The organism is Streptomyces caeni, assembly GCF_042678285.1.
Lineage (GTDB): Bacteria > Actinomycetota > Actinomycetes > Streptomycetales > Streptomycetaceae > Streptomyces > Streptomyces caeni.
Genome location: NZ_JBHUDX010000051.1, coordinates 1 through 20,791, shown reverse-complemented (window position 1 = coordinate 20,791; position 20,791 = coordinate 1). Strand labels below are relative to the sequence as shown.

General features: G+C 70.3%; 19 protein-coding genes and 1 riboswitch. Of the genes, 5 read left to right on the top strand and 14 right to left on the bottom strand.

Features of this window, described 5'->3' with window-relative positions:
* Positions 1–185 precede the first annotated feature (185 nt).
* Positions 186–614, top strand: coding sequence for a type II toxin-antitoxin system Rv0910 family toxin (locus tag ACFSL4_RS19050; protein ID WP_381084145.1), 429 nt, complete (start codon positions 186–188; stop codon positions 612–614).
* A 76-nt stretch (positions 615–690) separates the two neighbouring features.
* On the opposite strand, the gene ACFSL4_RS19045 is transcribed toward ACFSL4_RS19050, so the two are convergent.
* A complete protein-coding gene (locus tag ACFSL4_RS19045; RefSeq protein ID WP_381084143.1) occupies positions 691–1,341 on the bottom strand; it encodes a PadR family transcriptional regulator in 651 nt (216 codons plus the stop codon).
* Between the two features lie 136 nt (positions 1,342–1,477).
* Between ACFSL4_RS19045 and ACFSL4_RS19040 the strand changes: the two genes are divergently transcribed.
* Entirely contained in the window at positions 1,478–2,287 is an 810-nt protein-coding gene (locus ACFSL4_RS19040) for a PhzF family phenazine biosynthesis protein (RefSeq protein ID WP_381084141.1), read from the top strand.
* Positions 2,288–2,341: 54 nt separating this feature from the next.
* Here the strand turns inward: ACFSL4_RS19040 and ACFSL4_RS19035 are convergent, their stop codons facing one another.
* Together ACFSL4_RS19035 and ACFSL4_RS19030 are read right to left on the bottom strand one after the other, a co-directional pair.
* The gene (locus tag ACFSL4_RS19035) at positions 2,342–3,142 is read right to left on the bottom strand and encodes a CPBP family intramembrane glutamic endopeptidase (protein ID WP_381084139.1); all 801 of its coding nucleotides are present in this window, start codon (positions 3,140–3,142) and stop codon (positions 2,342–2,344) included.
* Between the two features lie 224 nt (positions 3,143–3,366).
* Positions 3,367–4,884: a glutamate-cysteine ligase family protein gene (locus tag ACFSL4_RS19030; RefSeq protein WP_381084137.1), complete on the bottom strand. Its 1,518-nt coding sequence runs from the start codon at positions 4,882–4,884 to the stop codon at positions 3,367–3,369.
* Between the two features lie 529 nt (positions 4,885–5,413).
* Between ACFSL4_RS19030 and ACFSL4_RS19025 the strand changes: the two genes are divergently transcribed.
* Positions 5,414–5,998 carry a hypothetical protein gene (locus tag ACFSL4_RS19025; protein ID WP_381084135.1) on the top strand — a complete coding sequence of 195 codons (585 nt, stop codon included), beginning with the start codon at positions 5,414–5,416 and terminating at the stop codon, positions 5,996–5,998.
* Positions 5,999–6,395: 397 nt separating this feature from the next.
* Positions 6,396–6,602 (top strand): DUF5999 family protein, encoded by a 207-nt coding sequence (locus ACFSL4_RS19020; protein WP_103840200.1) that lies wholly within the window; start codon positions 6,396–6,398, stop codon positions 6,600–6,602.
* Between the two features lie 92 nt (positions 6,603–6,694).
* Here the strand turns inward: ACFSL4_RS19020 and gcvP are convergent, their stop codons facing one another.
* Positions 6,695–9,580 (bottom strand): aminomethyl-transferring glycine dehydrogenase, encoded by a 2,886-nt coding sequence (gene gcvP, locus ACFSL4_RS19015; protein ID WP_381084133.1) that lies wholly within the window; start codon positions 9,578–9,580, stop codon positions 6,695–6,697.
* 177 nt (positions 9,581–9,757) lie between these two features.
* Positions 9,758–9,853: riboswitch (glycine riboswitch) on the bottom strand.
* Between the two features lie 113 nt (positions 9,854–9,966).
* Between gcvP and ACFSL4_RS19010 the strand changes: the two genes are divergently transcribed.
* A complete protein-coding gene (locus ACFSL4_RS19010) occupies positions 9,967–10,338 on the top strand; it encodes a PRC-barrel domain-containing protein (RefSeq protein WP_381084131.1) in 372 nt (123 codons plus the stop codon).
* Between the two features lie 10 nt (positions 10,339–10,348).
* Here ACFSL4_RS19010 and ACFSL4_RS19005 read toward each other — a convergent pair whose 3' ends face one another.
* From ACFSL4_RS19005 to ACFSL4_RS18960, 10 genes are all read right to left on the bottom strand, one after another.
* Positions 10,349–11,803, bottom strand: coding sequence for a DNA polymerase IV (locus ACFSL4_RS19005; RefSeq protein WP_381084129.1), 1,455 nt, complete (start codon positions 11,801–11,803; stop codon positions 10,349–10,351).
* A gap of 51 nt (positions 11,804–11,854) precedes the next feature.
* Positions 11,855–12,529 (bottom strand): MerR family transcriptional regulator, encoded by a 675-nt coding sequence (locus tag ACFSL4_RS19000; protein WP_381084127.1) that lies wholly within the window; start codon positions 12,527–12,529, stop codon positions 11,855–11,857.
* A 351-nt stretch (positions 12,530–12,880) separates the two neighbouring features.
* Positions 12,881–13,354: a bifunctional nuclease family protein gene (locus tag ACFSL4_RS18995; RefSeq protein ID WP_004002801.1), complete on the bottom strand. Its 474-nt coding sequence runs from the start codon at positions 13,352–13,354 to the stop codon at positions 12,881–12,883.
* Positions 13,355–13,438: 84 nt separating this feature from the next.
* Positions 13,439–14,194 carry a transcriptional regulator FtsR gene (gene ftsR / locus ACFSL4_RS18990; RefSeq protein WP_381084125.1) on the bottom strand — a complete coding sequence of 252 codons (756 nt, stop codon included), beginning with the start codon at positions 14,192–14,194 and terminating at the stop codon, positions 13,439–13,441.
* 42 nt (positions 14,195–14,236) lie between these two features.
* Complete coding sequence (locus tag ACFSL4_RS18985; RefSeq protein WP_381084123.1) at positions 14,237–15,109, bottom strand: FHA domain-containing protein; 873 nt, start codon at positions 15,107–15,109, stop codon at positions 14,237–14,239.
* 61 nt (positions 15,110–15,170) lie between these two features.
* The gene (locus ACFSL4_RS18980) at positions 15,171–16,031 is read right to left on the bottom strand and encodes a DUF881 domain-containing protein (RefSeq protein ID WP_381084219.1); all 861 of its coding nucleotides are present in this window, start codon (positions 16,029–16,031) and stop codon (positions 15,171–15,173) included.
* Between the two features lie 5 nt (positions 16,032–16,036).
* Positions 16,037–16,369, bottom strand: a complete 333-nt coding sequence (locus ACFSL4_RS18975; RefSeq protein ID WP_019708255.1) for a small basic family protein — start codon at positions 16,367–16,369, stop codon at positions 16,037–16,039.
* Positions 16,366–17,271, bottom strand: a complete 906-nt coding sequence (locus ACFSL4_RS18970; protein WP_381084120.1) for a DUF881 domain-containing protein — start codon at positions 17,269–17,271, stop codon at positions 16,366–16,368. The genes ACFSL4_RS18975 and ACFSL4_RS18970 overlap by 4 nt, the downstream gene beginning before the upstream one ends.
* Before the next feature lie 98 nt (positions 17,272–17,369).
* Complete coding sequence (locus ACFSL4_RS18965; protein WP_381084118.1) at positions 17,370–19,865, bottom strand: sugar phosphate nucleotidyltransferase; 2,496 nt, start codon at positions 19,863–19,865, stop codon at positions 17,370–17,372.
* A 114-nt stretch (positions 19,866–19,979) separates the two neighbouring features.
* Positions 19,980–20,588, bottom strand: a complete 609-nt coding sequence (locus ACFSL4_RS18960; RefSeq protein WP_381084116.1) for a CDP-alcohol phosphatidyltransferase family protein — start codon at positions 20,586–20,588, stop codon at positions 19,980–19,982.
* Between the last annotated feature and the right edge of the window lie 203 nt (positions 20,589–20,791).

Below are 20,791 nucleotides of genomic sequence, written 5' to 3'. Positions count from 1 at the left end.
GGATGACATCGCGCCGTCTTCCCCCCAGGGACCGCGCGCCGCCTTGCGGGGCCCGCCGCAAGGAACCGGAGCCGCCTCCACAATTTCTGACGGTTCATCAGTATTGAATGTTCCAGGCCCTGCGGCTACGTTCCGCGACACCGTAGCTGCGCCCGACGCAGCAGCCGACGCGAAGGGGTGGTCGCATGGCCGAAGTCAGCGCGCAAGCGCGTATCGAGGCACCCGCCGAGAAGGTGTGGGCCCAGCTCACGGACTGGTCGGCGTACGGCGAGTGGAACGCCACCCACACCAGTTTCCCGAAGGGCGGCCCCGAGTCGCTGGAGGTGGGCGGGACCTTCGAGGAGAACATGAAGCTCATGGGTTTCCCGGCCGAGGTCACCTGGACCATCGACGAGCTGCAGCCCGGGCGCGTTCTGGCCATCCGGGGCAAGGGCCCGATGGCCGTGAACGTCGCCACGCGCTACACGCTGACGCCGGACGGCGGGGCGACCTCGGTCCGCATCGACGGCGAGTTCACCGGTGCGGCGGTCTCCCTCATGGCGGGCAAGCTCAAGGACTCGGCGACGGCGGCCCTCGACGAATCGCTGCGCAGGCTCGGGGCGCTGGTGGCCTGAGCACGCCGCGCACGGACGAAGGGGGCGCCCCGCGGACATCATGCCGCGGGGCGCCCGCTTCCACCTCGACCCGCCCTCAGTCCTCGCCGGCGAGGATCAGATACAGCTTCTTGCGGGCCTCGTTGATGACCGCGAGCGCCTTGTCGCGCTGATCCTTGTCGCCGGCCTTCCAGACCTGGCCGAACGCCTCCATCAGACCGAACCCGGCCTGCCGGATCTCGTGCAGGGCCTCCCAGTCGACGCCGCGCGAGGCCTCTTCCCAGGGGGCGTCGGGACCCTCGTCCGCCGCACCGCGGCCCGCCTCGGTGAGCGAGAAGAGTTTCTTGCCGCCCTCGCTCTCACTGGCGATCAGCCCCTCGTCCTCCAGCAGCTGGAGGGTGGGATAGACCGAGCCCGGACTGGGCTTCCAGGCGCCGCCACTGCGCTCGGCGATCTCCTGGATCATCTCGTAGCCGTGCATGGGCCGGTCCTTGAGGAGCGCCAGGATCGACGCGCGCACATCACCGCGCCGAGCCCTCCCTCGCGGGCCACCCCGGCCGCGGCCGCCCCAGGGGCCGCCCGGGCCGAAGAAGCCCGGCCCGCCGAAACCGGGGCCGCCGGGCCCTCCCGGTGGCCCGAAGGACCCGAAGGCTCCGCGCAGGCTCTCGAAGCCGCCCCGGGCGTGATGGCCGGGGCCGCCGTGGCATCCGTGCCGTTCGAATCCGAAGTCGTGTCCATGGGAACGCATCGCACTCACTCCATTCCATCGTCGATCTGTCGCGATGTGTTAACGATATATCGGAAGCAAGAGTGTGACAAGACCCGGTCCACTCGGCACGCATTGGCCTTGGCCCGCCGGCTCCGCCCACCTCTAGCGTCGGGACATGCAGATTCGTATCGTCGACGCCTTCACCGACCGCCCCTTCACCGGCAATCCGGCCGGGGTCCTCCTCCTCGACGCCTTCCCGGACGACGGATGGCTCCAGAACGTGGCCCGCGAGGTCAACCACGCCGAGACCGCATTCGCACACCGCCTGCCCGAGGGGGGCGAGGCCGACTGGGCGCTGCGCTGGTTCACGCCCGCCACCGAGGTCGCCCTGTGCGGCCACGCCACCCTGGCCACCGCCCATGTGCTGCGCACCACCGGCGCCCACGAGGGGCCCGTGCGGTTCGCCACCCTCAGCGGCGTGCTGAGCGCCGTGCCACGCGAGGACGGCTCCATCACGCTGGACTTCCCCAGCGCGCCGCTCACCCGTGCCGAGATCCCGGAGGGCGTGGCCGAGGCCCTCGGCGCCGAGCCCCGCACCGCCTTCGACACCGGACCGGGCGTCGGCGACCTTGTGCTCGAACTCGCCGACGAGAAGACGGTGCTGGGCCTGGCCCCCGACCACAGGGCGCTGCGCCGCCACTCCGCGCGCGGCGTCATCGCCACCGCCCGCGCCGAGGACCCCTCCCGGGGATACGACTTCGTCTCGCGCTGCTTCTTCCCGAACGTCGGCATCGACGAGGACCCGGTCACCGGCAGCGCCCACACCGCTCTGGCCCCCTACTGGTCCGAGCGCCTCGGCCGCCTCGAACTCACCGGGCTGCAGGCGTCCCCGCGCTCCGGCCGCGTCCGCACGGAGCTCCGCGGCGACCGCACCCTGCTGACCGGCCGCGCCGTCACCGTCGTCGAGGGCGACCTGCTCGCATGACGGCACGGGACGGCAGGGGCGTACGGCGGTGTCGTACGCCCCTGTCCGGATCCGTCACGCGGTCGGCAGCCACCCCACCTTCCCCGCCAGCAGCGCGTATCCCACGAAGGCTCCGACGTCGAGCAGGGAGTGGGCCACGACCAGGGGACCGACCCGCCCCCAGCGCCGGTACAGCCACACGAAGACGACGCCCATCACCATGTTGCCCAGGAACCCGCCGATGCCCTGGTAGAGGTGGTACGAACCGCGCAGCACCGAGCTGCCCACCAGGGCCGTGCCCGGACTCCAGCCCAACCGGCCGAGCCGGCGCAGCAGATAGCCGACGACGATGACCTCCTCCAGGACGGCGTTCTGCACCGCCGAGAGCACCAGGACGGGGTACTTCCACCACACGCCGGGCAGGGCCTCCGGCACCACCGTGAGGTTCGCTCCGAGACCGCGGGCGGCGAGGTAGAACGCGATGCCCGTGGATCCGATCACCGCGGCGACCACGGTGCCGCGCCCGAGATCCGGCCAGGGCCGAGTCCGGTCGAAGCCGAGCGTACGCAGTGACGCACCCTCACGCAGCAGCAGGTGCGCGACGAGTGCGACCGGTACCAACGCCGACGCGATCCCGAAGAGCTGCCAGGCCAGATCGAGCCAGGGACGGCCGGGCGCGGCCGAGGCGTTCATGGTGGCCGCCTGCTCCTTGAGGCCTCCCGGCTTGGTGACCGACCCGACAAAGCTGATCAGCGCGGACACCCCGCTCGCGCCGAGCGAGAGAGCCAGCACGAGCAGCGTCTCGTCCCGCAGAATCCGCCGCGTCGGCTGCTCCGTGGGATGAGAACCGGTCGCCGACCCTGCCTCCACCTGCACTCCCGCCTCCAGTCGAAGGGCGTACCTCCCCCCATTCGTCCTGTCAAACGGCTTCGTCACGGTACGGACTCAACGGGGAGGGGCACCACCGTCGTAGCACGTCACAGCTTGCCCTACGGTCACGACGCGGGCACCACCGGCCCTCGGCGCCGCGTGTGCCCCCTGTGCCACGTGCGCCCCGCGTGCCGCCGAGGCGGCGGACGCCAAGTCGCCCGATCGGCCGCTCATCCCAGCGGCACGGGTTCCGGCAGTCCGGCCGGCCACGTGTGCACCGGTTCTCCCGCCTGCATCAGCTCGCAGTACCTCCGTGTCGTCGCGGCCAGCGCGGCGGTCCGGTCCATCCCCCGCTCCAGGGCCCGGTGGAAGGTGACGGCCTGCCAGCTCGCCCCGTTGGTCCTCCGCCTGCACCGTTCGTCGATCACTCCGAGGTAGACGTCACGGTCCGCGGGCTCGACGCCCCATGCGTCCAGCCCCGCCTCGGCGAGGGGCAGCAGCTCGTCGCGCACCAGGTCCACGGCCTCCACCTCGGTGGTCCCGGTATGGCGCCCGCGCCGCGGCCAGCGCAGGCGTGCCTCGACACCGTGGCGGCAGGCGGCGTCGAAGTTGGCGGCCGCCGCCTCGAACGGCAGCCGTGTCCAGACCGGTCGCGCCTCCTCCGCCAGGGCGCGGACGACGCCGTAGTAGAAGGCCGCGTTGGCGATCACATCGGTGACGGTGGGCCCGGCGGGCAGCACCCGGTTCTCGACCCGCAGATGCGGAACCCCGTCGGCGACGCCGTACACGGGCCGGTTCCAGCGGTACACCGTGCCGTTGTGCAGGACGAGTTCCGCAAGCTTGGGGACGCCGCCCTCGTTCAGGACCCGCAGAGGGTCCTCGTCGTCGCAGATCGGCAGCAGAGCGGGGAAGTAACGCAGGTTCTCCTCGAACAGCTCCTGCGCCGAGGTGATCCAGCGCTCCCCGAACCACGTGCGCGGCCGCACACCCTGCGCCTGCAGCTCGGGCGGCCGGGTGTCCGTGGACTGCTGGAACAGCGGCGGCCGGGACTCGCGCCACAGCTCGCGCCCGAACAGGAACGGCGAGTTGGCGCCGACGGCGATCTGCGCCGCCGCGACCGCCTGCGCCGCGTTCCACACGTCGGCGAAGCGCGCCGGGGTGACCTGCAGGTGCAGTTGGACGGAGGTACAGGCGGCCTCGGGCGCGATCGACCGCGAGGTGCACACGAGCCGCTCCACCCCCTCGATGTCCAGCGTGAAGTCCTCACCGCGCGCGGCCACGATCTGGTTGTTGAGCAGGGTGTAGCGGTCCACGGCGGAGAGGTTGGAGGAGACGAGGTCGTCGCGGCCGAGCGTCGGCAGAATGCCGATCATCACGATTCCGGCGTCGACCTCGTTCGCTTTCCGGTCGGCATAGGTGAGTGACGTGCGCAGCTCCTCGGCGAGCCGGTCGAATACCCGGCCGCCCAGCCTGTGCGGAGCGATGTTGACTTCCAGGTTGAACATGGCGAGTTCCGTTTGGAAATCCCGGCTCGCAATCTTTTCGAGTACTTGCGCATTCATCATTCTCGGCATGCCGTCGGGTCCGGCGAGATTCAACTCGATCTCCAGGCCCATGAGGTTCTTCGGGCGGTCGAACCGCTTCTCCTCCAGCAGGCGCTCCAGTCCCGCCAGACACTGCCTGAGCTTGCCGCGGTAGCGCTGGCGATCGGACAGGTCGAACAGCCCTGCCACGACCTTCTCTCCCATCGAAGTGTCCCTCCTTGGATGGGCAGGCCGACGATCCGGCCGCTGCTGTCCCGGGTCACGGTGGATGATGCCCCGGCAACACGATCGATAACGTCCCCCGCCGGGCCGTCACCCGCTACGCTGGGAGGCGGTGTGTCCGGGCACATTCACGAGGCATGCGGCCATACGCAGTTTCAGGGCGCAACCATGTGAGGAAAATCGCCGACGAGAACCAGCCGACCGCTACGGACAAGTATTCCGAGGTCGCTGCCGGGGCACTCGTGCCGCATCGGGACGAACCGCACTTATCAGCGACCGGATATCCCCTTGCCCGTCACGCGCGGGACGGCTAGCCGAAACACCCGGTGAACACGTTTCATATAAACTTCGCACACGGGGCAGAGAGTTGGCGATCGCGGTCCTGAGCCCTCTCGTCACAGCGCCTTCCAATCGCCCGGGCACAGTTCCCGCCCCTCTGACCCCCCAGAGCTGACAGCGCCGTCCGCCCGCCCCCGCGCACCCGTGCCTGTCGAATGAGAGGCGACCCACCATGCCGCTGCATGTCCCCCCGGCTCCCGCGCCCGCTCTCCGCTCCGTCCTCACGGCACTCGGTTCCCCCACCGTTGTCCATGAGGCCCGCACCCCGTCCCTGCGCGCCGCTCAGGGACCCACCACTCCGGAGATGCCGCTGCCCGTCCACGTGCTCGACCGGATCGCCCCTGCGGGCGCGTCGGCAACCCGGCTGGCCGGGTGGCGCTTCCTCATCCGCGCCGGCAACCGCGCCGTGGCCGCCGCCGAGACCATGCTCACCCCCGACGGCTGGGCGTTCTCCCGCTTCTTCGAGGGCCCGTACATCGCCGCCACCGAGCGTGCCCTGAGCCAGGCAGAGGCCATGAAACAGCCGTACCAGCCCAGGCTCCTGTCCGTGCCCGAGCTGTACATGCTGACGCTGTGGCTGCACGGCGACTGCGCCGCCGACGGTGCGGCGGGCCACCCGGCGGCGACCGACCTCCTGGTGCCGCTCGCGCCCGCGCCGCCCGGCATCGCCGCCCACCGCCCGCACCGCGTCGCCGAACTCCTCCCGGTGCTCACCCTTCGGGTGACTCCGGCGCCGCTGCTCGGCTCGCCCGCGTAGGTCCCGCCGCCCGTCGTGCCCCGCCGCCGGAGACGGCCGTGGGGCACGACGCTCATCCGGGCCGTCAAGCACGCTCCCGCCCGGTCGCCCGTCCGTGTCCCGCCACGCTCGTACGAGGGACGATCCGCTGGTCGGCCCACATGGACTAGCCCCTTACGGCCACGGTGAACCACCCGAAAGGACAGTGGAGTTGGAATGAACCGTCCTCATGGGTGGTGCGTCATGAACCTGTGAGGAGCGGTGCTGCGAAACCCCTGCGGATTGACGCCCGTGGGGCAACACTGGGTTCCAGACCGACGTATCGCCAACGGGGGGCGGCATGAACGACGCGACGAGCCGCGGGACAGACACGACAGCCATCTCAGAATTCACAACAGAGCGAAAGATCCCCACCACCATGTGCCAGCACCAGCCACCGTGCCCGACCGCCGAATCCGCCGACCGGGAGTCCGCCCGCCTTGTGGCGCACCATCCGGAGCAGGGATGGAGCCTGCTGTGCAACGGCGTTCTGCTCTTCGAGGACACCGGTGAGCTTCTGCCCGACGGTCAGATCATCGCCCCGCACCGCCCGCTGGGCACCGACCAGGTGATGACGGCCGCCTGAGCCGCACACACGGGGCACCGCTGTCCCGGCATACGAGGGGCCGGCCCGGAGACGAACGCTCCGGGCCGGCCCCGGCGCATGCCAGGCGTCGATCACTCCTGGTAGGCGTCCAGCGGCGGGCAGGAACAGACCAGGTTGCGGTCGCCGAACGCCTGGTCGATGCGGCGCACCGGCGGCCAGTACTTGTCGGCGGCCGCGGCGCCGGCCGGGAAGACGGCCTCCTCCCGGCCGTACGGGTGCTCCCACTTCCCGCCGAGGGCGGCGGCGGTGTGCGGGGCGTTCCGCAGCGGGTTGTCGTCGGCGGGCCACTCACCGGAACCGACCTTCTCGATCTCCGCACGAATGGCGATCATCGCCTCGCAGAACCGGTCGAGCTCCGCGAGGTCCTCGGACTCGGTCGGCTCGATCATCAGTGTGCCGGCCACCGGGAACGACATCGTCGGTGCGTGGAAGCCGTAGTCGATCAGCCGCTTGGCGATGTCGTCGACGGTCACACCGGTCGCCTTGGTCAGCGGACGCAGGTCGATGATGCACTCGTGCGCGACCAGGCCGCCCGGGCCGGTGTAGAGGACCGGGTAGTGCGGCTCCAGTCGCTTGGCGACGTAGTTGGCGGACAGCACGGCCACCTGCGTGGCGTGCTTGAGGCCTTCACCGCCCATGAGCCGGACGTACGCCCACGAGATCGGCAGGATGCCCGCGGAGCCCCACGGGGCCGCCGAGATCGGGCCGACGCCCGTCTCCGGACCGGCCGCGGGCTGCAGCGGGTGGTTCGGCAGATACGGCGCCAGGTGGGCGCGCACGCCGACCGGGCCGACGCCCGGGCCGCCGCCGCCGTGCGGAATGCAGAACGTCTTGTGCAGGTTGAGGTGCGAGACGTCCCCGCCGAAGTGGCCCGGCTTGGCGAGGCCGACCAGCGCGTTGAGGTTGGCGCCGTCGACGTACACCTGGCCGCCGGCCTCGTGCACGGCCGCGCAGATGTCGGCGACGTGCTCCTCGAACACACCGTGCGTGGAGGGGTACGTGATCATCAGAACGGCAAGCTCGTCGCGGTACCGCTCGATCTTGGCCCGCAGGTCCTCGACGTCGATCTCACCGTCCTCCGCGGTCTTCACCACGACGACCTTCATCCCGGCCATGGCGGCGCTCGCGGCGTTGGTGCCGTGCGCCGAGGACGGGATGAGGCAGACGGTGCGCTGCTGGTCGCCGCGCGCACGGTGGTAGCCACGGACGGCGAGCAGGCCGGCCAGCTCGCCCTGCGAGCCGGCATTCGGCTGCAGGGAGACCTTGTCGTAGCCGGTGACCTCGGCCAGGCGCTCCTCCAGCTCGCGGATGAGCGTGAGGTAGCCCTGCGCCTGCTCGGCAGGCGCGAAGGGGTGCAACTGCCCGAACTCGGGCCAGGTGACCGGTTCCATCTCCGTGGTCGCGTTGAGCTTCATGGTGCAGGAGCCCAGCGGGATCATGCCGCGGTCGAGCGCGTAGTCGCGGTCGGCCAGCCGGCGCAGGTAGCGCAGCATCGCGGTCTCGGAGCGGTGCTGGTGGAAGACCGGGTGGGTGAGGTAGTCGTCGGTGCGCAGCAGCGCCTGCGGGAGGGCGTCCTCGGTGCCCGCGTCCAGCGCCTCGACGTCCGCCTCGACACCGAAGGCGGTCCACACGGCGCCCAGCTGGGCCCGCGTGGTCGTCTCGTCGCAGGCGATCGAGACGTGGTCGGAGTCGACGAGGCGCAGGTTGATCCCGCTCTCGCGCGCGGTGGCGACGACCGCGTCGGCGCGGCCCGGCACCCGCACGGTGAGCGTGTCGAAGTAGGCGCCGTGGACGATCTCGGCCCCGCCCGCCGCCAGACCCGCCGCGAGGATCGCGGCGTAGCGGTGGGTGCGCCGCGCGATGGTGCGCAGGCCCTCGGGCCCGTGGTAGACGGCGTACATCCCGGCCATCACGGCGAGCAGCACCTGCGCGGTGCAGATGTTGCTGGTGGCCTTCTCGCGGCGGATGTGCTGTTCCCGGGTCTGCAGTGCCAGCCGGTACGCCTTGTGCCCGTCCACGTCCACGGAGACGCCCACGAGCCGGCCCGGCAGGCTGCGCGCGAACCGCTCGTGCACCGCCATATAACCCGCGTGCGGCCCGCCGAAGCCCATGGGCACGCCGAAGCGCTGCGTCGTCCCGACGGCGATGTCGGCGCCCAGCTCACCAGGCGGGGTCAGCAGCGTCAGCGCGAGCAGGTCGGCCGCCACGGTGACGAGCGCGCCGCGCTCGTGGGCCTGCGCGACGACGGGCCTGATGTCGCGGACGGCACCGGAGGCGCCCGGGTACTGGATCAGTACGCCGTTGATCTCCCGCTCGGCGACCTCGGCCGGAATGCCGTCGCCCAGGTCGGCGACCACGACCTCCACGCCGGTCGGCTCTGCACGGGTCCGGATCACGGCGACGGTCTGCGGCAGCACGTCCGCGTCGACCAGGAAGAGGCCGTTCTTGTTCTTGCCCATGCGCCGGGACAGCGCCATCGCCTCGGCGGCGGCCGTCCCCTCGTCGAGCAGGGAGGCACCGGCTGTCGGCAGGCCGGTGAGGTCGGCGACCATGGTCTGGAAGTTGAGCAGGGCCTCGAGCCGGCCCTGCGAGATCTCCGGCTGATACGGCGTGTACGCGGTGTACCACGCGGGGTTCTCCAGCACGTTCCGCAGGATCACCGGCGGGGTGAAGGTCCCGTAGTAGCCCAGGCCGATCATGGAGTCGAGGACCTGGTTGCGGTCGGCGAGGGAGCGCAGCTCGGCCAGCACCTCGGCCTCGGTGCGCGCGCCCGGCAGCTCCAGGCCGTCGGCGTTCTTGATCACATCCGGGACGGCGGCGTCCGTGAGGTCGTCGAGCGAGCCGTAGCCGACCTGCGCGAGCATCTTGGCCCGCGCCTCCTGGTCGGGCCCGATGTGGCGCTGCTCGAAGGGCGTCCCCTGTTCGAGCTCGGCGAGCGGAATGCGGTGGGCGGTCATTGCGGAGGCCTCCTGGTCTGACGCGACCTGTGAAGGGCACCACGGCAAAGGTGCCCCGACGGCCTCCCCCTCTGTCATCTCGACCTGAGAGCTTCACCGGTCCGCCGCAAGGCGCTCCGGCTTTCACCGTCGGTGAGAGCGGGAGCCGTCGGCACCTGCCCTGCTTTCCAGAGTGACCTCGTCCGTGCGGTACGTGGGCCTGAGAGATTCCGGGGAGGATTTGCTCCTTCGGCGCCTCCGGATCGCTCCGGAGGACTCTCCCGCACGGGTTCAGCAGCCGCTTGCCAGCGTACCAGCGGGGACATCGAGGGAACCTTCGAGTGGCCATGTAGCGGAATGTGCTCTTTTGTAGTGCATAGTCCGCATTGCGACCAATTGGAGGGACCGTGCAGACCGACATCGATCCGCGGAATCTGATCGGCCGCAAGGCGTTCGACCGCAACGGAGCCAAGATCGGCACGGTCGACGAGGTGTACCTCGACGACGCGACCGGTGTACCGGAGTGGGCGGCCATACGAACGGGCCTGTTCGGCAGGGACGCGTTCGTCCCGCTGGAGCCCAGCGAACTGGTGGAGGGCACACTGCGGGTTCCCTTCGACCGGGCCCTGATCAAGGACGCCCCGGACTTCGGCGTCGGACGCCACCTCTCCCCCGAGCAGGAGCTGCAGCTCTACCACCACTACGGCCTGGACGTGGCCGCACCGCCCACGCCGGCGGACCGCGAGTTCGGGCATCTCGCAGGATCGGAGGAGACGTGAGCCCTGCCCGTCACCGAGCCCGGGCCGCGTTCTGCGACCGGACCCCGGCCGCGTTCTGCGCGGCACCCGGCTCGGCGCCCTCGGGTCTTCGCCGCGTCCCCGGCGGGTCCCCGGGCGGTCTCGGCACCAGGGGCAGGGGATCCGCCGGCTCCAGCGCGGGGTCGCCGGTGCGGAAGGTGCGCACGCGTCCCGGCTCCGAGCCGGGAGTCTCGAACCGGACGGTCACCCGGCCCAGACCGCTGCCCTGCACCCAGCCGGGCCCGTACTCGGCGTGCCGGACGTCGAGTCCCGGGCGCCAGACGTGCTCGGCCGGCCACGCGGTCTGCTCCTCGGCGGGCCCGTCCGCGCCCTCCGGCCCCAGGGGCTCCTCCGCCGCGGCCTCCCCTGCGGAGAGATGCGCCTGGGCGAACAGGTCCTCCTGCGTGTAGTCGGCCAGCCCGCTGACGCCCACGCCGAGGAGCCGTACGCCCCCCGTGGTGTCCACGGAGTCCAGCAGCCGCGCCGCGGCCTCCCGCACCACTGCGGGATCGTCCGTGGGCCCGCGCAGGGTCTCCGAACGGGTCAGGGTCGAGAAGTCGTACCGCCGCACCTTCAGCACGATGGTCCGCCCCGACAACCCGGCCTCCCGCAGCCGCCGCACACACCTGTCCGCGAGCCGCTGCACCTCCAGGCCGACCCGGATCCGGTCGTGGATGTCCACGTCGTACGTGTCCTCGACGGACACCGACTTGGTCTCCCGCTCGGCCACCACGGGCCGCTCGTCCCGCGCCAGCGCCATGGCGTACAGCGCGTGGCCGTGGGCCTTGCCCAGCAGCCGCACCAGCTCGTCCTCGCCCGCCTCGGCGATCTCGTCGACGGTGGTGATCCCGGCCCGTCTCAGGTGGTCCCCGGTGGCGGGGCCGACGCCCGGCAGCGTCCGCACGGACAGGGGGCCCAGCAGCGCACGCTCGGTGCCCGGCCGTATCAGCACCAGTCCGTCCGGCTTGGCCCGCTCGGAGGCGATCTTCGCGAGCATCTTGGAGGCGGCGAGACCCACCGAGCCCGTCAGCCCGGTCACGGCACGGATGTCCGCGCGCAGCTTCACCCCGGCCAGCCGTGCCGACTCCTCGTCCCAGGCCGCTCCCCCCGCCTCCAGGTCCACGAACGCCTCGTCCAGGCTGAGCGGCTCCACCAGCGGCGACAGAGCCCGCAGCAGGCCCATGACCTGCTCGCTGATCTCGCGGTAGAGCCCGAAGCGCGGCACCAGACAGGCGGCGTGCGGCGCGAGCCGACGCGCCTGGGCCATGGGCATCGCCGAGTGGACCCCGAAGGCCCGGGCCTCGTACGAGGCCGTGGCCACCACGCCCCTCGGTCCGAGCCCGCCCACGACGACGGCCTTCCCGCGCAGGCTCGGCTTGGCCGCCTGCTCCGCCGAGGCGTAGAAGGCATCCATGTCGAGATGCAGGATCGTGGGCGCGGTTCTCACATCTCCGATGCTGCCCTACACCACTGACAGCGCGGTATGGCAGGCGGCGCCTCAGACGGCCCGATTGCGGCGCCGTGCCAGCTCGTCCGCCGGATTGGGGCCGACGATGGTCTCACCGGTGTCGACGCGCTCTCCGTGCAGCTGTGACAGCGCGTTCTCGACGTCCTGCCACACGACGCCCACGGCGATGCCGAAGATGCCCTGTCCGCCCTGCAGCAGCGAGTGCACCTCGTCCGGCGACGTGCACTCGTACACCGTCGCGCCGTCGCTCATCATCGTCATCCGCTCCAGGTCGCGGAAACCGCGCTCCCTGAGGTGCTGGACGGCGGCGCGGATGTTCTGCAGCGACACCCCGGTGTCGAGGAAGCGTTTGACGATCTTGAGGACCACGACGTCCCGGAAGCTGTACAGCCGCTGCGTCCCCGATCCGTAGGCGGGGCGCACACTCGGCTCGACGAGACCCGTTCGAGCCCAGTAGTCCAGTTGCCGGTAGGTGATGCCCGCCGCGGCGCACGCCGTGGGACCGCGGTAGCCGATGTCCTCGGAAGCCGCCCCAGCACCGCCCGGCACGGGCGCCGGCCGCTGGGCGGCGGAGCCCACGGGACCGCCGGGGTGGGCGTACCCCCCGCTGGAACGGAGCCGAGAGCTTGGGGAAGGATACGGACCGCTCCCTCCCGGACTGCGTCCGGGGGCACCCCCAGCCGTACCGCCGCCGCTGCTTCTCACGCCGACCTCCGTCCTTGACTTGCCTTCTCGACGGTAGGCAGTCACCAGGGGTGCGTCAACGATCGCCACACTCGGCACGCCGAGTGATAATCACCCTAGGAGTGGTTTCCCGTGCCCTCCCGTGGGGAAAGGCTAGCCGAATGCCCGAGCGAAGGATCGCCGGACATCGCACTGGTCTTCGATCCATGCCCCCACCCCGTGGAGCGGCCCGCTCCGCGTGCCGCCGGGTGTTCTCCCACGGCCTCCGCGCCCGGCCGGGTGCGGCCCGTGCGCGAAGAGCCCCGTGTACGCACGCAGCCCCCGGCCGGCCCCGGTCACCGCACCGCGTCGGCCGGGCCTGCAGGGAGGCGGTCACTGGCTGCTCGTACCGAAGTCCTCCGGTGAGATCTGGTCGAGAAACTCGCGGAACTTCTCGACCTCGTCCTCCTGCTCGTCCGGGATCGCGATACCGGCGTCGTCGAGCACCCCGTCGCTGCCGTAGATCGGCGTTCCGGTGCGCAGCGCCAGCGCTATGGCGTCGGACGGCCGGGCGCTCACCTCGACACCGCTGGCGAAGACCAGCTCCGCGTAGAAGACGCCTTCACGCAGGTCCGTGATGCGCACTTCCGTGAGCTCCTGGCCGACGGCCTCCAGCACGTCCTTGAACAGGTCGTGGGTCAGCGGTCGCGCGGGCGCCATGCCCTGCTGGGCGAAGGCGATCGCCGTCGCCTCCCCGGGGCCGATCCAGATGGGGAGGTAACGGTCGCCTCCCACTTCACGCAGGAGCACGATCGGTTGGTTGGAGGGCATCTCGACCCGGACACCTACGACATCGAGCTCGTTCACACAGCAACCCTAGGCCGTGCCCGGGACGTTTGGGTAGTCGGGCACAGATCGGGCCCCCGATCCGCCGACGGCGAACGTCAGGGCTCAGGGCAGGCGGGCGCCCAGGGCGGACTGCACCAGCGCGGCATGCAGCTTCACCGCGAGCCCGGCCAGTTCCTTCGCGCGTGCCTCGGCGTGCGCCCTGGTCTGTGGATTGCGGTGGCGTCGCAGCGGGGCCACCACCTGGTCCACCAGGCCCGCCTCGCGCTCCGCGGCGGCCTTCATCATCCGCAGATGGCGCGGCTCGATCCCATGCCGGCCCAGTTCCGCCACCAGAGTGGCCACCGTGGCCGCCTCCGCCTCGTACGTCCCGTCCGGCAGCGGTGCGACGAGCCCGTACGACTCCCACTCCGCGAGCTGCTCCGCACGGATCCCGGCGGCTGTCAGCAGCTCCTCCCGGCCGATCCGCGCGCCTGTCGCGGTGTCGGCATCGCCCAGCAGGTCCCCGAGCAGCTCTCCGTCACCCGCGTCGCGCTGCCGGCCCAGGGACGGCAGCCGCACCTCCTCGCCGCGCTCCAGGGCGTCCAGGTACTCGCGGATGACCTTCAGCGGCAGATAGTGGTCCCGCTGCATCCTCAGTACCTGACCGAGCCGTTCGACGTCCCGTTCGCTGAACTTGCGGTACCCCGACGGGGTCCGCTGCGGCTCGATGAGCCCCTCCGACTCCAGGAAGCGGATCTTGGAGACGGTGACTTCGGGGAACTCCTCGTGCAGCACGTTCAGCACCGTGCCGATGCTCATCAGGCCGCCGTCCGCGGCGGCGGTGCCACTGTCGGCACCGCCGCTCGGTGTTTGAAGCATGGACCTTCCCTGGGGTCCCCCCGGACGGAGTCCGGGGGAGGGTCAGATGCCCCGCTGACTTGCGTAGAAGACCAGCCTGTACTTGCCGATCTGCACCTCGTCACCGTTGGAGAGCGCCACCTGGTCGATCCGCTCCCGGTTCACGTACGTGCCGTTCAGGCTGCCGACGTCGGCCACCGTGAACGTGCCGTCCGGGCTGCGGCGGAACTCCACGTGCCGGCGGGAGACCGTCACGTCGTCCAGGAAGATGTCGCTCTGCGGATGACGGCCCGCCGTGGTGAGTTCGGCGTCCAGCAGGAAGCGGCTGCCCGAGTTGGGGCCTCGGCGCACCACCAGCAGCGCCGAGCCCAGCGGCAGCGCGTCGACGGCCGCCTGCGCCTCGGGGGACAGCGTCGGCATCGGCGTCTGGCCGGTGGCCTCCGCGTCGTACGCCTCCAGACCCGAGATGGAGATCGTGGAGGTCGTCTCCGACGCACGCTCCGGAACCACTCCGGCCCGAAGCGGCGCACCGCAGTTGGAGCAGAAGCGGCTGTTCTCCGCATTGCGGTGACCGCACCTTGAACACACCAGGGCCGACATGTCCCCGAAACCTATGCGGCCGGAAGCGGCGGGGTCAACCGACGACGCGCCCTGACCTCCGGACATGTCACCACCCGGCCCAGCCACCTGATCCCGGAACAGCGGGCGCTGGCCCTCGGACTCTCCCGGCTGTGCGCGATGGTGGGCAGTCGCGTTGTCGCCGCCCTCTCGCGCGCTCTTGCCGAACAACTTCGCAAACAACTTCACGGGCGATTCCCCTTGACCGAAACAGACCCGCCCGTGGGGCAGGACGAACCCTGACTGCATACACCGGCCGACCCGGACATCTTCACAACGTCCGTATCCACCAGACAGTTTCCACCACGCACCACCCATTCGGTGCGCCGACCCCCCGCAACCTCATGCCCTTGCCGGACCGCCTCCATGCACCGGCGGTTCACTGGGGGGACGACCGAGCGTAGTCAGGCTGCTTCGCCGCTCGCAAGGCATCCACGACGATCTTCGTGGAACGTTCCACGGTGACCGTGGCCTGCTCCTTCTCCAGAGTCTGCACCACACCTCCGGGGATGTTCAGCGCCGGCTCGAGGTCCTGCGGTTTGCCGATGACCTTGAAACGATAAGGCTGGCTGATCTTGTTCCCGTCGACACTCACACTTTTGCCGGAATCCGACAGATATGTGTCGGCGACGACCCGCACGCCGTTCACCTGGATGGCCTCTGCCCCGGCCGCGCGCAGCTCCTGGATCGCGTCGAGCAGCATGTCCGCCTGGACCGTTCCCTTCGTGTCCTCGATCGTCATCGTGATACCGGGCCCCTGCGCGGCCACGGTGCCCGCGAGGATGCCCAGTTGCCTCTCCTTCTCGGCGGTCTGCTTGCGGGCCTCCTCGGCCCGGTCCGAGCTGTTCTCCAGCTCGGACCGCTGATGTTCGAGACCCTGCTTCTCGTCCTGAAGACGCTGCGTACGGTCGTCGAGTTCATCGAGGATGCGCACAAGATCCTCCTGGCGCGCGCCGCGCAGGGCGCTGCCGCCGTCGCTGTTGGAGGCGACCTGGACGGCCAGTCCGAAGCCGAGGCCGAAGAGCAGGAGGGCGACGATGAGTTGGGCTCGCGTGACGCGCGGCGGCCACAGGGCCTTCACCAGACGCCCGCGGCCGCTCAGCGCCGACCCGGGCTCCTGCTCCTCGTCCGGCGCCCGTGCGGTCCCGGTCGCCGGCACGGGGACCTCCTGCGGCAACTCCCTGCGCAGCCGGTGCTCGGGGGCCCGCGGCGGCTCGGGCCTGTGGTCCTCGTTGCTCATCGCGCTCACGCCCGGAACACGTGCCGGCGGATCGCCGCCGCGTTGGAGAAGATGCGGATGCCGAGGACGACCACCACGCCAGTGGACAGCTGCGCGCCGACGCCCAACTTGTCGCCGAGGAACACGATCAGCGCCGCGACCACCACGTTCGACAGGAACGACACCACGAAGACCTTGTCGTCGAAGATGCCGTCGAGCATGGCCCGCAGGCCCCCGAACACGGCGTCGAGCGCCGCGACGACGGCGATCGGGAGGTAAGGCTCGACGACCGCCGGAACCTCGGGCCGGACCAACAGGCCGACCACGACTCCGACGACGAGGCCCAGTACGGCGATCACGATGTGCCCTTCTCTGTGCTCGGTTGTGCTGTACGTACGGTCACACTCGGTGCGGCGGGCAGCCGGATGTCGCTCTCGGCGGAGATGCCGGTCCGGATCCCGTAGTTCTCCTGAAGCGCATGCAGGTACAGCCCGTCGGCGCTGTTCTGGAACCTGGTGCTGAGCCGCCGCCCGTCCCCCACCGCGAGCACCGTGTACGGCGGCACCAGCGGCCTGTTGTCGACCAGTATCGCGTCACCCGCGGCCCTGATCGCCGACAGCGAGGTCAGCCGCTGCCCGTTGATCGCGATCGCCTCGGCGCCCGACTCCCACAGGCCGTTGACGACGCGCTGCATGTCACGGTCGCGGACACGTCCGGTGTCGGAGAAGCCGGAGGTCTCACGCGGGTTGCCGTCGCCCCCCGTGCTGGCCTCCTTGGCGTCGTTCACGACCAGCTTCACGCCCGGGCCGTGCACCGCGACGGCGCCGGACAGGAGCCCCACCAGATCCGCTCGGCCGCTGCCCCCGTGCATCTTCAGGGCCTCGCGCTGCTGTGCGCTCACGTCGTCGCGCAGCTTGTCGACCGTGCCTTCGAGCTTGTCCGCAGCCGCGGTCTCCCGCTGGATCCGGTCGATGAGCTCCTGGCGTTCCTTGGCGACCGTCGGTGCCGCTATGCGCGCCTGCGCGGCGCCCACGGTCACCACGACCGCGGCGAGCACCAGACCGGCCGCGAGGCCGAGCTTGGCCCGCACCGTTCTGGGCATGCCACCGGCGTCGTCGGCCGTCTTCCGGGCGGCGGCCTCCGCGTACCCGTCATCCAGGCTGTGGTCCATGACGTTGGTGAGCAACGACATGGAGGCATCCGGACGCGGGGGGCGCGAGGCTGTGCTCCGAACGGGTGGCGGCTGCGGCATGCCGCACATCGTCGCACGTCGCGTGGGCTACCTCCGAATGGCCCCACCGACGTGCCGGACAGGCCCCCTTGGGGGCACTTGTCCGGCACGCGCGCGTGGTGTGCGATTTATCGGCCGGCGCTGTCCACGACCGACGACCACTCGTCGAGCAGGGCCTGCGCGGACGCGTCGTCGGGTCCTTCGGCCCACAGATGGGTGACGGCCTCGGCGGGGTCGGGCAGCACCAGCACCCACCGCCCGTCGGCCTCCACCACCCGCACGCCGTCGGTCGTGTCGACGGAGCGCTCCCCCGCCGCCTCCACGACCCGGCGCATCACCAGGCCCTTGACGGCCCAGGGGGTCGCGAGATCGCGCCTGAGGACGTGCGCACGCGGGATCCGCGCATCGATCTGGCTGAGGGTGAGCTGCGTCCGCGCCACCAGCCCGATGAGCCGTACGAAGGCGGCCGTGCCGTCGAAGACGCTGCTGAACTCGGGCACGACGAACCCGCCGCGCCCGTCACCGCCGAAAATGGTCGACTCCTCCCGGCCCACCCGGGTGAGGTCGTCGGGTGAGGTGGTCGTCCATTCGACCTGCGTCCCGTGGTACGCGGCCACCTGCTCGGCGATCCTCGTGGTGGTCACCGGCAGTGCCACCCGGCCGCTGCGTCGCTCGGCTGCGACCAGGTCCAGCATCACCAGCAGTGCCCGGTCGTCCTCGACGATCCGCCCCTTCTCGTCGACGAGGGACAGTCGCTCGCCCACGGGGTCGAATCGCACCCCGAACGCCGCTCTCGACGACGCCACGATCTCCCCGAGCCGCACCAGCCCGGACCGCCGCGTGTCGGCGGACTCCGTCGGCCGGGCCTCGTCGAGACCGGGATTGATCGTCAGCGAGTCCACGCCGAGCTTGCCCAGCAGGCTCGGCAGAACCAGCCCCGCACTGCCGTTCGAGGCGTCCACCACGACCTTGAGGCCCGACTCGGCTATCCCGGTGATGTCGACGCTCCGCAGCAGCGACCCGGTGTACGAGTCGAAGACGCTGGACGGGAAGTACAGGTCCCCGATCTCACCGGGGAAGGCCCGGCGGTACTCCTGCCGCGCGAAGACCCGGTCCAGCTTGCGCTGGCCGGCCTGCGACAGGTCGGCGCCCTGCCCGTCGAAGAACATGATGTCCACGGAGTCCGGCACGCCGGGCGATGTCCGGATCATGATTCCGCCGGCACTGCCCCGCGCCGTCTGCTGCCGGGCCACCGGCAGCGGGACGTTCTCCAGGTCGCGTACGTCGATGGCACTCGCCTGGAGGGCCGAGATGACCGCGCGCTTGAGGGCCCGTGCCCCTCGGGAGTGGTCGCGGGCGGTGGTGACCGTGGACCCCTTCTTGAGGGTGGTGGCATACGCGCCGGCCAGCCGGACGGCCAGTTCGGGCGTGATCTCCACGTTCAGGATCCCGGACACACCACGCGCGCCGAAGAGATGCGCCTGCCCACGGGACTCCCAGATCACCGAGGTGTTGACGAAGGCGCCGGCCTCGATGGTCTTGAACGGGTAGACCCGTACGTTCCCCTGAACGATCGATTCCTCACCGATGAGGCACTCGTCGCCTATGACGGCGCCGTCCTCGATCCTGGCCGCACGCATGATGTCGGTGTTCTTGCCGACCACGCACCCGCGCAGATTGCTGTGCTGGCCGATGTACACGTTGTCGTGGACGACGGCCTTGTGCAGAAAGGCCCCGCTCTTCACCACGACGTTCGAGCCGACGACGGTGTGCTCCCGGATCTCCGCACCGGCCTCCACCTTGGCGTAGTCGCCGATGTAGAGCGGCCCGCGCAGCACCGCGTCGGGGTGCACCTCCGCGCCCTCCGCCACCCATACGCCCGGAGAGATCTCGAAGCCGTCGATGTCGACGTCGACCTTGCCCTCCAGAACGTCGGCCTGCGCCTTCACATAGCTCTCGTGCGTGCCGACGTCCTCCCAGTAGCCCTCGGCGACATAGCCATAAATCGGCTTGCCCTCCTTCATCAGCTGTGGGAAGACGTCGCCGGACCAGTCGACGGGCACATCGGGCTCGACGTAGTTGAAAACCTCGGGCTCCATGACGTAGATGCCCGTGTTCACGGTGTCGGAGAAGACCTGGCCCCAGGTCGGCTTCTCCAGGAAGCGCTCGACCTTGCCCTCGTCGTCGACGATGGTGATGCCGAATTCCAGCGGGTTCGGCACACGCGTCAGACAGACGGTGACCAGGGCGCCCTTTTCCTTGTGGAAATTGATCAGATCAGTGAGGTCGAAGTCGGTCAGGGCGTCACCGGAGATGACGAGGAACGCGTCGTCCTTCAGTGCTTCCTCTGCGTTCTTCACGCTCCCGGCGGTACCGAGTGGCTTCTCCTCGTTGGCATAGGTGAGCTCCATCCCGAGCTCTTCACCGTCGCCGAAGTAGTTCTTGACCAGCGAGGCCAGGAACTGGACGGTGACGACGGTCTCGTTGAGCCCATGCCTTTTCAGCAGCCGCAGCACGTGCTCCATGATCGGGCGGTTCGCCACAGGCAGGAGCGGCTTGGGCATGCTTGAGGTCATGGGGCGAAGGCGCGTGCCTTCGCCTCCCGCCATTACGACGGCCTTCATGTCGGAAGCGTCCTCCTCGAAGAGACGACGGTCTAGCCGACTTCACCCGTCTAGATTGTCCCGCAGTTTTCCTGCGCGGGCCATCGAGCCACTACGGCCGCCCAATCTGCGGGCTCAATCGGCCATGGCGTCCGCCCTGACAAGTCGGCGGACTTGAACCACGTAGAGGACTCCTGCCCACCAGTACAGCGTTGTACCCCATCCGGCGAACGCCCATCCGAAAATAGCAGCGAGTGACGCGATCCATCCACTTCCGTCGCTGAGGAGCAGCAGGGGGAAGGCGTACATCAGGTTGAACGTCGCGGCCTTGCCCAGGAAGTTCACCTGCGGCGGCGGATAGCCATGGCGCCTGAGGACGCCCACCATCACCAGCAGGACCAGCTCCCGTGCCACAAGTACAGCAATCAACCAGAGGGGGAGAATCCCGCGCCATGTGAGGCCGACCAGTGTTGAGGCGATGTAGAGGCGGTCGGCCGCGGGGTCGAGGAGCCGGCCGAGGCTGCTGATCTGGTTCCAGCGCCGGGCGAGCTTGCCGTCCAGGTAGTCGCTGATGCCGCTCAGCACGAGCACCAGCAGGGCCCAGCCGTCACTCTTGGGCCCGCCGAACTCGGGCCTGAGGATCAGCCACAGGAAGAGGGGCACGCCGACGAGCCGCGCCATGCTGAGGATGTTGGGGATGGTGAGGACCCGGTCCGTCTGGACACGGGTCTCCTGGACCTCCACCCGGGAGCCTCCTGCGGGAAACGAGCCTACGATGCCCCCTGACCTTACCCGCAGGGTTCCCACCGCGGTGCGGAGGGGGCGGTGCCACCGAGGCCGAGCGGCAAAACAAAGGCTCCGGCCCTCGGGCGAATGCCCAAGAGCCGGAGCCGTAAAGGGAGTTCGGCGGCGTCCTACTCTCCCACAGGGTCCCCCCTGCAGTACCA

Coding starts and splice junctions, on each gene's coding strand:
- ACFSL4_RS19050 (WP_381084145.1), top strand. CDS start 186: ATGGCCGAAGTCAGCGCGCAAGCGCGTATCGAGGCACCCGCCGAGAAG.
- ACFSL4_RS19045 (WP_381084143.1), bottom strand. CDS start 1,341: ATGCGTTCCCATGGACACGACTTCGGATTCGAACGGCACGGATGCCAC.
- ACFSL4_RS19040 (WP_381084141.1), top strand. CDS start 1,478: ATGCAGATTCGTATCGTCGACGCCTTCACCGACCGCCCCTTCACCGGC.
- ACFSL4_RS19030 (WP_381084137.1), bottom strand. CDS start 4,884: ATGGGAGAGAAGGTCGTGGCAGGGCTGTTCGACCTGTCCGATCGCCAG.
- ACFSL4_RS19025 (WP_381084135.1), top strand. CDS start 5,414: ATGCCGCTGCATGTCCCCCCGGCTCCCGCGCCCGCTCTCCGCTCCGTC.
- ACFSL4_RS19020 (WP_103840200.1), top strand. CDS start 6,396: ATGTGCCAGCACCAGCCACCGTGCCCGACCGCCGAATCCGCCGACCGG.
- gcvP (WP_381084133.1), bottom strand. CDS start 9,580: ATGACCGCCCACCGCATTCCGCTCGCCGAGCTCGAACAGGGGACGCCC.
- ftsR (WP_381084125.1), bottom strand. CDS start 14,194: ATGCTTCAAACACCGAGCGGCGGTGCCGACAGTGGCACCGCCGCCGCG.
- ACFSL4_RS18985 (WP_381084123.1), bottom strand. CDS start 15,109: ATGGGTGGTGCGTGGTGGAAACTGTCTGGTGGATACGGACGTTGTGAA.
- ACFSL4_RS18980 (WP_381084219.1), bottom strand. CDS start 16,031: ATGAGCAACGAGGACCACAGGCCCGAGCCGCCGCGGGCCCCCGAGCAC.
- ACFSL4_RS18970 (WP_381084120.1), bottom strand. CDS start 17,271: ATGTGCGGCATGCCGCAGCCGCCACCCGTTCGGAGCACAGCCTCGCGC.
- ACFSL4_RS18965 (WP_381084118.1), bottom strand. CDS start 19,865: ATGAAGGCCGTCGTAATGGCGGGAGGCGAAGGCACGCGCCTTCGCCCC.